The 13,195-nt window shown below is 63.5% G+C and carries 13 protein-coding genes; 8 read left to right on the forward strand and 5 right to left on the reverse strand.

What is annotated here, in order from left to right:
- Positions 1-109 precede the first annotated feature (109 nt).
- Both QZZ02_RS00125 and QZZ02_RS00130 read left to right on the forward strand, forming a co-directional pair.
- The gene (locus QZZ02_RS00125) at positions 110-1,159 is read left to right on the forward strand and encodes a Rieske 2Fe-2S domain-containing protein (RefSeq protein WP_291841483.1); all 1,050 of its coding nucleotides are present in this window, start codon (positions 110-112) and stop codon (positions 1,157-1,159) included.
- Positions 1,159-1,365, forward strand: coding sequence for a twin transmembrane helix small protein (locus tag QZZ02_RS00130; RefSeq protein WP_291841484.1), 207 nt, complete (start codon positions 1,159-1,161; stop codon positions 1,363-1,365). Before QZZ02_RS00125 ends, QZZ02_RS00130 begins: the two co-directional genes overlap by 1 nt.
- 10 nt (positions 1,366-1,375) lie before the next feature.
- Here QZZ02_RS00130 and QZZ02_RS00135 read toward each other — a convergent pair whose 3' ends face one another.
- Positions 1,376-2,449, reverse strand: a complete 1,074-nt coding sequence (locus QZZ02_RS00135) for a serine hydrolase domain-containing protein (protein WP_291841485.1) — start codon at positions 2,447-2,449, stop codon at positions 1,376-1,378.
- A gap of 65 nt (positions 2,450-2,514) precedes the next feature.
- On the opposite strand from QZZ02_RS00135, the gene QZZ02_RS00140 reads away from it, so the two are divergent.
- The 5 genes from QZZ02_RS00140 to QZZ02_RS00160 all read left to right on the forward strand — a co-directional run bounded on the left by QZZ02_RS00140 (position 2,515) and on the right by QZZ02_RS00160 (position 6,055).
- Positions 2,515-3,093: a cob(I)yrinic acid a,c-diamide adenosyltransferase gene (locus tag QZZ02_RS00140; protein ID WP_291841486.1), complete on the forward strand. Its 579-nt coding sequence runs from the start codon at positions 2,515-2,517 to the stop codon at positions 3,091-3,093.
- 108 nt (positions 3,094-3,201) lie between these two features.
- Entirely contained in the window at positions 3,202-3,783 is a 582-nt protein-coding gene (locus QZZ02_RS00145) for a YceI family protein (protein WP_291841487.1), read from the forward strand.
- A gap of 122 nt (positions 3,784-3,905) precedes the next feature.
- The gene (locus QZZ02_RS00150; protein ID WP_291841488.1) at positions 3,906-4,037 is read left to right on the forward strand and encodes a hypothetical protein; all 132 of its coding nucleotides are present in this window, start codon (positions 3,906-3,908) and stop codon (positions 4,035-4,037) included.
- Between the two features lie 336 nt (positions 4,038-4,373).
- Positions 4,374-5,123, forward strand: a complete 750-nt coding sequence (locus tag QZZ02_RS00155) for an electron transfer flavoprotein subunit beta/FixA family protein (RefSeq protein ID WP_291841489.1) — start codon at positions 4,374-4,376, stop codon at positions 5,121-5,123.
- A 2-nt stretch (positions 5,124-5,125) separates the two neighbouring features.
- Positions 5,126-6,055: an FAD-binding protein gene (locus QZZ02_RS00160; RefSeq protein ID WP_291841490.1), complete on the forward strand. Its 930-nt coding sequence runs from the start codon at positions 5,126-5,128 to the stop codon at positions 6,053-6,055.
- 65 nt (positions 6,056-6,120) lie between these two features.
- Here the strand turns inward: QZZ02_RS00160 and QZZ02_RS00165 are convergent, their stop codons facing one another.
- From QZZ02_RS00165 to QZZ02_RS00180, 4 genes are all read right to left on the reverse strand, one after another.
- Positions 6,121-7,533 (reverse strand): amidohydrolase family protein, encoded by a 1,413-nt coding sequence (locus tag QZZ02_RS00165; protein ID WP_291841491.1) that lies wholly within the window; start codon positions 7,531-7,533, stop codon positions 6,121-6,123.
- A gap of 88 nt (positions 7,534-7,621) precedes the next feature.
- Entirely contained in the window at positions 7,622-8,734 is a 1,113-nt protein-coding gene (locus QZZ02_RS00170) for a helix-turn-helix transcriptional regulator (RefSeq protein ID WP_291841492.1), read from the reverse strand.
- Positions 8,735-8,792: 58 nt separating this feature from the next.
- Positions 8,793-9,092, reverse strand: coding sequence for a hypothetical protein (locus tag QZZ02_RS00175; RefSeq protein ID WP_291841493.1), 300 nt, complete (start codon positions 9,090-9,092; stop codon positions 8,793-8,795).
- A 9-nt stretch (positions 9,093-9,101) separates the two neighbouring features.
- Entirely contained in the window at positions 9,102-10,139 is a 1,038-nt protein-coding gene (locus QZZ02_RS00180; RefSeq protein WP_291841494.1) for a phytase, read from the reverse strand.
- Between the two features lie 239 nt (positions 10,140-10,378).
- On the opposite strand from QZZ02_RS00180, the gene QZZ02_RS00185 reads away from it, so the two are divergent.
- The gene (locus QZZ02_RS00185; RefSeq protein WP_291841495.1) at positions 10,379-13,186 is read left to right on the forward strand and encodes a TonB-dependent receptor; all 2,808 of its coding nucleotides are present in this window, start codon (positions 10,379-10,381) and stop codon (positions 13,184-13,186) included.
- The last annotated feature ends 9 nt before the right edge of the window (positions 13,187-13,195 follow it).

The following is a 13,195-nucleotide window of genomic DNA, read 5'->3' on the forward strand; positions in this document are numbered from 1 at the left end:
GCGACCGTCACACTAGCCGCCCCGCGACCCCGTCCACAAGGCCATATGCCGCACTTGTGATACCGCCCGAACGCTAGGCAGGCGCCGCGCAACGCGCTATGTGGCGATCATGTTTGTCAAAGACCTGTGGTATTTCGGCGCTCTCGCCAGCGAGCTCAAGCCGGGCCGGCATCTCCATCGCGAGCTGCTGGGCCAGCCGATCCTGTTCGGCCGCGACCATGACGGCAAGGCCTATGCCCTCAAGGATATCTGCCCGCACCGCGGCATCCTCCTGTCGGGCGGCGAGGCGCAAATTCATGACGGCGAGACCCAGGTCGAATGCCCCTATCATGGCTGGCGTTTCCGCACGGACGGCTCGTGCGCGGCCATCCCCTCCCTGACCGCCGACCAGGCCGAGGCCATGGACCTGACCAAGATCCGCGTCCGCCGCTTCCCGGTGCACGAGGATCAGGGCCTGATCTGGATCTGGTATGCCGATGAGGCGCATGCCGACGAACCGCCTTCAATCGAGCCGCCCCGGCTCGACATTCCGGACGGTCACAAGCCAAAGCTGGTGGTCCGCGACATCTTCAACTGCCATGTCGACCATGCCGTGATCGGCCTGATGGACCCGGCCCACATCCCCTATATCCACCGCCAATGGTGGTGGCGTTCGGCCAAGTCGGTACACGAGAAGACCAAGAAATTCGGACCCGTAGAGCGCGGCTTCTCGATGCTGCCGCACGTGCCGTCGAAGAATTCCTATCTCTATTCGCTGATGGGCGAGCCGCAGACCGAGATCCGCTTCCAGCTGCCCGGTCTGCGCACTGAATATGTGAAGGCGGGCGGCAGGCATTTCACCGGCTTCACGGCCGTCACGCCGACCAACGAGAATTCGACCGCGATCACCATCGTCGTCTACTGGGATCACTGGCTTCCCTCGGTCGTGCCCAACTCGGTGATCCGCAAGGGGATCGAAACCTTCGTCGGGCAGGACCGCGATGCGGTGAACGCCCAGCAGGTCGGTCTCGCCTATGATCCCAAGCTGATGCTGATCCATGACAGCGACGTGCAGGCGAAATGGTATTTCGCCCTCAAGCGCGCCTGGGAGACGCATCGCGAGACCGGTGAACCCTTCAAGAACCCCGTGCGCGCAGCCGAACTGCGCTGGAGAAGCTGATGGATACCTTCCTCACAGGCCTGCTCTACATCGCCATGCTGGCCGTCGTCATCACGCTCGGTTTCGGCATTTTCAACATGTACCGGTCGGACGACAAGGCGCGCTCGCGCTCGAACAAGCTGATGCGCCTGCGCGTCGTGCTGCAGTTTGCCGCCGTGCTGATCATCATCGCGATTTTCCTGGTGAAGGAAAATTTCGGCGGCTGAGTCGGACGCCTTATTCAGCCATGGCGCGAATGGCGTCGCCGATCGGCGCCTGCAGTACATTCGCCCGGCCGTCATTGAAGGCGACAACGAAACCGCGATCCGTCGCCGGCTCGATCACCATTTGCACGAACCACATCGTGTTCGAGCCCGCATGCAATAGCTGCGTGCCGTTGAAGCCCCAGCCCATCGCATAATTCCCGCCAAAGGGCGGGGTGTGCAGGATGGTCCAGCTCTCATCCGACAGATAGCCGTTCGCCTCGCCCCGTGCACCAGCCAGATGCGCCTGGAGAAACAGCGCCAGGTCGGCCATCGAGACATGCACTGTGCCGGCCGGACCCAGGACAGGCGGATTGTCCGCCATGGGTCCCGGCGCCATCGCCCGGCGTCCGAACAGGCCACCACGATGCCCGCGCGGCTGGTCGACGATATCGGCGGAACCCGGCGGACCGAAACCGGCACTGGCCATCCCCAGCGGCTCGAAGACCTCGCGCGTCATCAACACTTCCCAGCTCTCGCCGGTGGCCTGTTCGAGCATGGCGCCGGCGACAACATAGCCGGCGTTGGAATAGAGGAAGTCTGTCTCCGGCTCGGCTGCCGGCGCTGACGTCAGGACCCGGCCCGCATAGTCGCGGCGTTGCGGCGGCAAGGCGTCGCCATTGGCGCCCTGTTGGCCGAACGCGATCATCGCGACCATGTCGACATTCGGTGTGAGCCCGGCGCGGTGCGACAGGAGGTGGCGGAAGGTCAGATCACGATAGGCCGGATCCATGTCCGGCACGCGGTCGCCGAGATGCTGTCCGATCGTGTCATCCCAGCCGACAACACCCTGCTCGACCAGGCGGGCAACCAGCGTCGCGGTCATGGCCTTGGAATTGGAACCCATGTGCCAGAGATCGTCGCGGCCGATCGGTGCCTGGTCGCCGATGGCGCGCAGACCGGCGACACCGGTTTCGACCTCGTCGCCGACAATCCGCATCACGGCCACGCCGGGCGCACCGGAGGCCTCAAGCGTGGTTGCAGCGATCATGTCGAGATCGGCAGGCTGGACAAACAGGAGGGCGGCGGTGGCGAGCGCTGAAAACATGATCTTCCCCTTTTCAGCCCTATCAGCCCTTCCCCGGGCCGCAGGCAGGCGCTAGGTACAAATCCATGGTTCGTCTGACAAAAATCTACACACGCACCGGCGATGCCGGAACCACCCGGCTCGGCGACATGTCCGAGACAGTCAAGCATGATCCACGGGTCGAGGCCTATGGGGATGTCGACGAGGCCAATTCCTCTATCGGTCTGGCGCGGTCGGCACTGGGGTCGCAGCCTGCCCTCGACAGGGCGCTGGCCCGGATCCAGAACGACCTCTTTGATCTGGGCGCCGATCTGTGCGTGCCCGAGAGCGACACGGCGCCGGACTGGGAGCCCCTGCGGGTCACCGAGGTGCAGGTGAGCTGGCTGGAGGAGCGGATCGACAGTCTCAACGGCAAGCTCGAGCCGCTCAACTCCTTCATCCTGCCCGCTGGCAGCGAGGCGGCCGCCCGCCTGCACCTGTCGCGCACGATCTGTCGTCGCGCCGAGCGCAAGGTCTCGGCGCTCATCGCAGCGGACGTACGCATCAATCCGGCCGTTCTGAAATATCTCAACCGCTTGTCCGACCTGCTTTTTGTCATGGCACGGACGGCGAATGATGAAGGCCGCGCCGATGTGCTCTGGGTGCCGGGAAAAGATCGAAACTGACGCCATTGTTTCCGTTGTGGAAAGATCAACTTCACGTCAGGCCGGTCGACAAAATGTCGCAACCTCCTATGTCTAGCTCCACAAGTTCAGTCCATACGGAGTTACCGCATGACCCGCCTTCTGCTTGCCGCTTCCGCGGCCTTCCTGCTTGCCGGTGCCGCCCAGGCCGAGCCGGTGAACTACGCGTTCGACAAGACCCACACCCTCATCGAAGCGAGTTGGGACCATCAGGGATATTCCACCCAGCGCCTGCAATTCACCGACTATGACGGCACGCTTTCGCTCGACCTCGATACCCCGGCCAATTCGACGGTCGATATCACGTTCAACCTGATCGACGGCTTCTGGGTCGGCGCCAATCAGGACCGTTTCATCACCCACCTGAATTCCGGCGATTTCTTCGAGACCGAAGTCAATCCGACCGCCCATTTCGTCGCCACCGGCTTCGAGACCGAGGACGGCATCAGCGGCACGATGACCGGTGATCTGACGATGAACGGCATGACCGGACCGGTCAGCCTCGACGTCGTGCTCAACCAGACCGGCGAGACCCGCGAAGGTGCGACCAAGCTCGGCTTCACGGCCACCGGTTCTCTGCTGCGCTCGGCATGGGATATGGGCTTTGCCGTGCCTTTCGTCTCCGACGAGATCAGCCTCTTCATCTCGACGGAAGTGATCGCGGCACAATAGGCTTTCACACCGGACCCGTATCGCGGCGCGTCGGTCCTCCGGCGCGCCGCCTTTGTTTCCGGTCGCGGGCGTGTGCAAACCGTGAACCCAATGCAGGCAGGGCAGCTACCCGCGCGCCGGGCATGGCGCACACCAGACCGTTCACAGACCTGTCCGGTTTCCTGACCACCAGCCTGACCGCCCTTGCCTTTCCGAGTACGCCCGCCTGCAGCCGGACCCTCTATCCGGACGGCGCCACACCGAACATGCCCTGACCGTCCAGCAGCAGCACGATGTCTGGCGGGATGAAGGACGATGATCGAGCCTGCGCCCTTGGCCAACACAGCCGCCAGACCAAAGCCAAACATACCCGCAACTCGAAGGCCGCCCCAGCTCCGCCTTGAATTACGCGGAATGTCCCTTTGCCCTAGCGCCAGAAGTCATGCCGGGCACGTCCGCCGGAACCATACCGGCAATACCGCAACTGCGAATTGACGCACGCGTAAGCCAGCTGGATGCATTGACTTACCGCACTGGCGAAGGCAGGTTCCCGGCCTATTCTTGTCAGGTGCGCGAACCTCTATCCGCGCGCGGCCAACCGGAGCCCCAGCATGAAGATTCTCGTCCCCGTCAAACGGGTCGTCGATTACAACGTGAAGGTCCGCGTCAAGCCCGACCAAACGGGCGTCGACCTCGCGAATGTCAAAATGTCCATGAACCCGTTCTGCGAGATTGCGGTCGAAGAAGCGATCCGTCTCAAGGAAAAGGGTGTTGCCGAAGAGATCATCGTTGTCTCGATCGGTCCGGCACAGGCCCAGGAGACGATCCGCACGGCCCTCGCCATGGGTGCCGATCGCGGCATCCTGATCCAGACCGATGATGCGGTCGAACCGCTCGCCGTCGCCAAGCTCCTGAAGGCTGTGGTCGACGAGGAAAACCCGGAGATCGTACTGCTCGGCAAGCAGGCCATTGATGGCGACAACAACCAGACCGGCCAGATGCTCGCAGCGCTGCTGGACTGGCCGCAGGGCACCTTCGCCTCGGAAATCGAGCTTGCCGACGGCAAGGCCAAGGTCACGCGGGAAATCGATGGCGGTCTGCAGACCCTGTCGCTCACCCTGCCGGCCGTGGTCACCACCGATCTGCGTCTCAACGAGCCGCGCTACGCCTCGCTGCCGAACATCATGAAGGCCAAGCGCAAGCCGATCGACACCAAGGCCCCGGCCGATTACGGCGTCGACACCGCCCCGCGCCTGACCGTGGTCAAGGTCGCCGAACCGCCCAAGCGCGAAGCCGGCATCAAGGTCGAAAGCGTCGCCGAACTGGTCGACAAGCTGAAAAATGAAGCGGGAGTGATCTGATCATGGCTGTTCTCGTTATTGCCGAACATGACAATGCCACGCTGAACGACGCGACCCGCGCCGTCGTGACTGCTGCCAAGGGCCTGGGTGGCGACATCCATGTCCTCGTCGCCGGGTCCGGCGCCCAGGCCGTGGCCGATGCCGCTGCCAAGCTGGACGGTGTCGCCAAGGTGCTGCACGCGGAAAGCGATGTGCTGGCCAAGCCGACGGCCGAAGCCATGGACGCGCTCGTCACTCCCTTGATGGCTGATTATGACGCCGTGCTCGCCGCTGCGACCACCGCCGGCAAGAATTTCATGCCGCGTGTCGCTGCCAAGCTCGACGTGATGCAGATCTCGGAAATCTCCGCCGTTGAGGCCCCCGACACCTTCGTGCGCCCGGTCTATGCCGGCAATGCGATGATGACGGTGAAATCCTCCGACGCGAAGAAGGTCATCACGGTCCGCCCGACGACCTTCGAAAAGGTCGGCGATGGCGGTTCGGCCAGCATCGAGGATCTCGGTGCGGCTTCGGGTCCGTTCAAGTCGGAATTCGTCTCGGAAGAGCTGTCCAAGTCGGACCGTCCGGAACTGACCGCGGCCAAGATCGTCATCTCCGGCGGTCGCGGCATGCAGTCCGGTGACAATTTCCACCTGCTCGACAAGATCGCCGACAAGCTTGGTGCCGCCGTCGGCGCCTCGCGCGCCGCGGTCGATGCCGGCTATGTCCCGAATGACTACCAGGTCGGCCAGACCGGCAAGGTCGTCGCCCCGGAGCTCTATATTGCCGTCGGTATTTCCGGTGCCATCCAGCACCTCGCCGGCATGAAGGATAGCAAGGTCATTGTCGCCATCAACAAGGACGAGGAAGCGCCGATCTTCCAGGTCGCCGATTACGGCCTGGTCGCCGACCTCTTCAACGCCCTGCCCGAGCTCGACGAAGCGCTCGGCTAGACCGAAGCGACATCGCAACGATCAAGGCCCGGCTGTTTCAGCCGGGCCTTTTTCTTTGTCCCGCTCTAACGGATGGCGAGCGTGTGCTGGCCCAGTCGCCACCAGCTGCGCAGCACTGAGGGATGGTGTCCGGCCGCTTCGAGGGCCAACAGCGTATCCCGGTCGAGCCAGCGCCCGTCGCGCATGACCGCATCAATCATGTAGAGCGCTGACACATCGCGCGTCGGGTCCGCAGCCACCAGGACAAGATCGGCGGCACAGCCGCGCGCCAGGCATCCGACCTCGCCCTCAAGCCCCAGCGCCTCGGCCCCGTTCAGGGTCGCCGCACGGATCGCCTCCATCGGGGTCAGCCCGGCATCAACCAGAAGCTCGATCTCGCGCACCGTAGAGACACCATGCGGTGTGACCATGACACCGGAATCCGTCCCGACCGTGAGCGGGACACCAGCCTCATGCAAGGCGCCGGTCACCGCGACATAGAAGGCCTGCATGCGGGAGCGGTCATCATGCGGGTATTGCGCCCAGAATTCGAAATTCTCCTGCTCGAAACCGGCAATCACAGGATTGTAGCCCGCCATGGCGGGGCGGGTGATGTGGGCACCACGGGTCTCGACGATCCGCGCCAGGTTTTCGTGCACGACCAGGGTCGGATCAACCATGGTGCCGGAAGCGGCGACCTGTTCGGCAAGCCGGCGAACGCCCTCCGGGTCCATCGCGTCACTCAGCGCATACCAGACGATCGACTCGGTATGTTCGAGCGTTGCGAAGCCGGCCTCGAGCGAGGCGGCAAAGTCCACCGGATCGGCCTCGGTGCCCTCGACCGGATGCCCGCTCATCGTCATGCCCAGGACGGCGGCCTCCTCGCGGATCGCGGCGAAGCTTTCGCGGGACAGGTTGGAATAGAGTTTGAGATGCCGAAAACCGGCCGCGTACTGCCGCCTGACGGCGGCCCGCGCCTCGGCGGCGCCAGCGACTGCTTCGTGCAGGGCATTGCCGTTGCGGCCGCCAACCTCGTTGAGGATCGGACCGGTTGTCAGCAGCCGCGGGCCGAAGACCTCGCCGCGCTCGATGCGACGGGCGAGCGGTAGATGGAAGGGAAAGCCGCCCATGTTGCGAACCGTGGTGACGCCATGGGCGAGGCCCGCCGCCAGCTCGGTCTCGTCGAAGATGTGAACATGCACATCAACCAGACCCGGCATCAGGACGCGGCCACCGACATCGATCACCGCAACGCCCTCGGGCCGCACCGGCAAGGCGCCCGTCCCGACCGCCTCGATCCGCCCGTCGATCACGAGAACATGTCCGTCCGCCTGCAAGCGCTCCGTCGCAGGATCCAGCAGTGTCGCGTTGACGATCAGACGGGATTGAGAAGCGTCCCGATCCGGTCGCATCGCGCCGGGCAGGTGATGCGCCCACGCGACAAGCACCGCGGCGATAATGCCGAGAACGAGCCCGAGGGCCATGAAGAGTCGAAGCATGTCTGTCTCCCGATTGATGACGGGATGACAGGATCACGGGCGCCCGGACGGATCGCCCGATATCCGGATTCCGGACGTCCGGAATGCGTCAGCTCGCCCCCGCGCCGGATTTCGGACCTTCATGCGGAACCGCCAGAGTCGCCGCATAGGCCGATGGCGTCTGTCCGGTCTCGCGCTTGAACACGGCATTGAAAACCGACTTGGAACTGAAGCCGGCGGTGAAGGCGAGATCGATGACACGCTGTCGGGTCCCCGTCCGGGCATCCGCCTGCATCATCGCGCAGACATCCTCGATCCGCAGCGCGTTGATATAGTCGTTGAAATTCCGACCTGTCGCCGACTTGATGGCCAGGGTGACCGCGCGTTCGGACAGGCCCGATGCCGTCGCGACTTCCTGTCGTGTCAGCCGGGGCTCGGTATAGAGCGCCTCATCACGCACGCAGGCTTCGACGCGCCGGAAATCAGCCTGCGCAACGTCGCCCGCCTCCGCCGTTTCAGCGGCTTTTTGCGACGCGGCACGCCCTTCGGCCCAGACCTCGAGGGCCCGGCCTTCGAGGCCTGCAAACAGACGAGTATGCTGAACGGACAGGACAACCAGCACGAAGAGCGACGCCAGCGAGACTGCGATCTGGAAAACATAGGCCGACTGGCTACCCAGCCAGGGCCAGTAAGGGTGCAGCCAATGCGCGTCCATTCGCAGCAGGTCGAACACGCCATCAACCACATAGAAGGCGAGCATCGCGACCATCCAGTTCAACTGAATGGTCCGCGCATCAGAGCGCATATCTCGCGTCGCGCGATGGAAGCGGCCAACCAGCAAAAATGCCGCTGCGGAATAGGCAAAAAGGCTGATCCGGGCCGCGTGTTCGACCAGTCCGATTTGCGGGGTCAGCGCGAGCGCTGCCAGAAAGGGGAGCGCATGCGGCCAGTCCCGCCATCGCAGCGCCGGACCGGCAATGATCACACTGCGCACGATGAGATAGACCAGGGGCGGATAGGCCAGCCGGAAGGCGGGGGTCACCAGCCAGATATCGCGGAAACCCGACGTCTCTTCAAGGAAGTTGAAGACCATCCAGGTCGCCGACATCGCCAGCAAGGCCGACACGGCGCGCAGGCGCGGCTGCGCCACGGTCAGGGCGATACCCAGGCCGGCGACAGCGATCATGGCGAATTGCAGGAGATTGACGGCAAACAGGGTCATGTGACGAGACTAGCCACCGCGAAGCCGAAGACAATCTTTGACCATCAGGCTCCGACCCTCAGGTCTTCCAGCCGCGGAATTCGCGGTACTCCCGGATCGCCGCCAACGCCCGACCTCTGTCCTCTCGCCCGCCACCGGCCAGCGCGATCTCAACCAGGCGGAACAAGTGTTCAGGTGCCTCGCGCAAGGCATCGCGGTCGGCCTCGAACAGCGTGATCGGTCCTGACGCATCGACCACGCCAAGAAAGGATTGCTCGACCCGCCACAGGCATGCCCTCAGTCCGCCATCGCGCGATCGATAGCGCAGCGCGAGAAACAGCAGGATGGCGACCAGGACAATCGGGACAAGCAGGGCCATCCTGAATTTCTATTCGGCTGCGGCACTCGCCTCAATCGCCGCGATCACGGCACGCAGGTCAACAAACTTGAAGTTCTGCCCGCCGGTATCATTCTCGTCGTCCTGCACCACCAGAACACCGGCCGGAAAGTCAGGTCCGAGATCGGCGGCAGAGATGTCCAGACCATCCGTGTGGGTCACGCCGTCGATCGCCGCGTCGACAATCTGCAGGCGCGTCACGAAGGCATGGCTCTCGAGCTCATAGACCGCATAGGTGTTGTCGCCCTGGCTGGAGACGACCAGCCAGCCGCCGGTCTCGCCTTGCGGCAGAAGGGCCGCGCCTTCGGCATCAGCGGTGATCTCGCGACCATCGGTGACGGCAATCGGCTGAGGTTCGACCGGATCGGTGGGCTCGGCACCCATGGTCCAGACCCCGACATTTTCCTCATTCATGTAGAGGCGGCCGGTACGGTCATCGGCAACACAGCCTTCCGCGATCGTTCCCAGCGTGACGCGGCGGACTTCCTCGGTCGTGACCATGGCGCCATCCCAGCCCAGCGCATACTGGACGAAAGTGCCCGGCTCCTTGTCGGAGAGGAAAGCATAGAGCGCCTGGTCGACGGGTGAGCGATAGAGGCAGAAGCCATAAGGCTCGGTGACATTCTCGACTGTCACCGCCCCGACATAGGAGACCGCCCGGCTCGCCGGATCGATGAAGAAGAAGGCAATTCCGCCATTGGACCGGTCGGATGCGGCCGCGATATCGACGGTCCGGTCACCCAGGTCGAACCCGTAGCGGACATCGACATTGTTGAGCCGGCCTTCCGGCAAGTAGGCATGCTCGGCGCCACTCATCGTGTAGACATAGACGCCATTGTCCTTGTCCGTGCCGAAAATCAGGCTGTCAGCCGGGTTGGCGGCAACCCAGACCGCCGGATCATCGGCTGCATCGCCGGTACCGGCAACGCTGGCCGTCTCGACAGCGGCCTCGATCACAACCGGCGGCAGGCCCTGGCTGCAGGCCGCGAGGGCGCTGGCGCCAGCGAAAAGTCCGAGCAGCTGTTTCATCTTGTCTCTCCCGTCCATGACGGGCGCGATAGCGTGCGGCGACAGCGCCGCCAAGCCCTTGCTGCGCGACATTTCCGTGACAATCGGCAGGTGATTTCGCGTTGTCACGTAGGATCAAACAAAACGACACAAAGGTGAGACCGTAACGTCATCATCATGTAGCGGATCCGCGCGCATAGAGGCCGCAACTTTGCCCGACCGGGCAAGGCATCAGTCATGTACATGTGAGGGGGACTCCCATGAAGAAGACCATCGCCATGCTCGGCACGGCCTCCGTGCTCGCGCTCGCGGCCGCCTCGGCCGCCCAGGCCGGCACGATTGCCGGCCGCGTCACCGACGCTTCGGAGACCATCGGGCTGGAAGGCGCCGTTGTCCGCATCCTGGAAACCGGCCAGACAGCCACTGTCGGCGCCGACGGCACATTCCGGGTCACCGGCCTCGCCGCCGGCGATTATACGCTGCGCATCACCTATGTCGGCGCTCCGGTCCGCGAAGTCAGCGTCAGCCTCGCCAATGTGAGCGACACCGTCTCGCCGACCATCACGCTTGGCGATGATGTCGCTTATGTCGACAACATCCTGGTCATGGGCCAGCGCGGCGCGCTCAACTCAGCCCTGTCGCGCCAGCGCGCCAATGACGGCAATATCGCCGTCCTGTCCTCGGATGCGATCGGTCAGTTCCCGGACGAGAACGTCGCCGAAGCCGCCCGCCGCGCCGTCGGTGTGAACGTGCTGAACGACCAGGGCGAAGGCCGCTTCGTCTCGATCCGCGGTCTTGATCCGAACCTGGTCTCGACCTCGATCAACGGTGTCCGCCTGGTATCGCCGGAAGCCGAAGACCGCCAGGTCGGCCTCGACGTCATCGACGCTGACGTGCTGTCCTCGGTCGTGATCAACAAGTCGCTCCTGCCGAACATGGATGGCGACAGTGTCGGCGGCAATGTCGAGATCGAGACCATGTCCGGCCTCGACGTCGATGGCATGTATCTGCGCGCCCGCGTCGCCGGTCTGTACTCGGATGGCGAGGAAGAATTCGGGCATCGCGGCTCGATCAACTGGGCCAACAATTTCATGGGCGGCCGCCTCGGCATTGCCGGATCGCTGTCCTACCAGCAGCGCGTTTTCGGCTCCGACAGTTTCGAAGTCGATGGCGGCTGGGATGTCGATGAAAGCGTCGCTTTCCCGAATGAAGTCGAGATGCGCAACTACCAGGTCACGCGCGAGCGCACGACCGCTGCGCTGAACGTCGACTACCGCGTCAACAATGATCTCAGCCTGTACGCGCGCACGACCTGGTCCGATTTCTCGGATCAGGAATACCGCAGCCGGGTCGAGATCAAGTTCGAAGATGCCGACTATGACGACGTCAATTCGAGCGGCAATCTCGCCGTCTTCACGACGTCGGACATGGATATTGACCGCGACATCAAGGACCGCCTCGAAACCCAGATGATCTTCGCCAGCGATTTCGGCGGCGAATGGCTGAACGGCAATACGGCGGTCGACTGGTCGCTGTCCTACGTCTATGCCGAGGAAGAAGAGCCGAACCGTCTCGACGTCGATTTCCGCTACACCTTCGAGGATGGCGAGAGCTTCGCCGTCGATTCCACCAATCCGCTGCGTCCGCAGCTGATCTTTGGCGGCGGCGTCACGACGGACCGCGTGTTTGACGCCTCGAACTACGAGAATAATGGCTTCGAGCTGACCAACGGCCTGTCGCAGGACCGTGAATATGCGGCCACGATCAATGTCCGCCACGACCTGACCCTTGGCGGCCTGCCGAGCTATGTTCAGTACGGCCTCCGCGCCCGCACCCGCGACAAGAAATATGCCCTCGACTTCGACGTCTATGACGACGCCGATCTCCTTCTGTCCGACGTCGGCCGCACGGTCGATTACGGCCAGGGCCCGATCGGTCCGGTTGCAAACCCGGGCGACGTCCGCGATTTCTTCTTCTCGAATCTGGGAAGCCTCGACTATGAGGCCAATGACAGCGATATCGACAGCTTCGGCGCCTCCTATCGCGTCGAGGAAGATGTGCTGGCCGGATACCTGATGGGCTCGGTCGAGAACGGCCCGCTGCGCATCGTCGGCGGTGTCCGTGTCGAGCAGACCGACATGGCGGCCCGCGGCTATGAAACCTTCCTCGCCGAGGAAGACGCCACGGTGGGCGGTATCGTCCTGACCGAGGATACGGTCTTCGTGACGCCGACCAGCGCCGGCGACGACTATACCGACGTGCTTCCGTCCATCCTGGCGCGTTATGAGCTGACCGAAAATGTCATCGTGCGCGGTGCCTATTTCGCCTCGATCCAGCGCCCCAATCCGGGCCAGTTCGCGCCGCGCATCCTGGTCGAACAGAATGACGACAACGAAGTGGAAGGCGAGTTCGGCAATCCGGACCTGGAGCGCCTGGAAGCCGACAATTTCGACGTCTCGATCGAGTGGTATCCGAACAATGACTCGGTCATCTACCTCGGCTATTTCTTCAAGGACCTCGAAAACGTTATCGGCAGCGTCGGCTATGAAGACATCACGCTGAACGGTCGCTTCTTCGACGAGGCCTCCTCCTTCATCAACCTGCCGCAGGCGGAAGTGTCGGGCATTGAGTTCAACTACCAGCAGGCGCTCGACTTCCTGCCGGTCGAAGGCTTCATTGCCGGCTTCAACTATACGGCGACCGACAGTGAGGCGACGCTGGCCGACGGCCGTGTCATTCCGCTGCCGCGCCAGTCGGACACGGTCTGGAACGCAGTGCTTGGCTATGACAATGGCCCCTGGGACCTGCGAGCCGTCCTCTCGACCCGCTCGGAATATCTCGACGAGATCCGCGGCGGTGTTGACGAAGACCGCTGGGTACTCGAGCACAGCCAGCTCGATCTGTCGGCCAAGTACCAGTTCAACGATGTGCTGCAGGTCTTCGGCGATCTGAAGAATGTCACCGACGAACCCTATCGCGCAGTCACCCGCCCGGACGGGATCGACCGTGTCGAGCAGCTCGAAGAATACGGCTGGTCCGCCGTCTTCGGTGTCCGCGTCACCTACTAGGACGCTGAC

Source organism: Maricaulis sp., assembly GCF_015665295.1.
Classification (GTDB): Bacteria; Pseudomonadota; Alphaproteobacteria; order Caulobacterales; family Maricaulaceae; genus Maricaulis.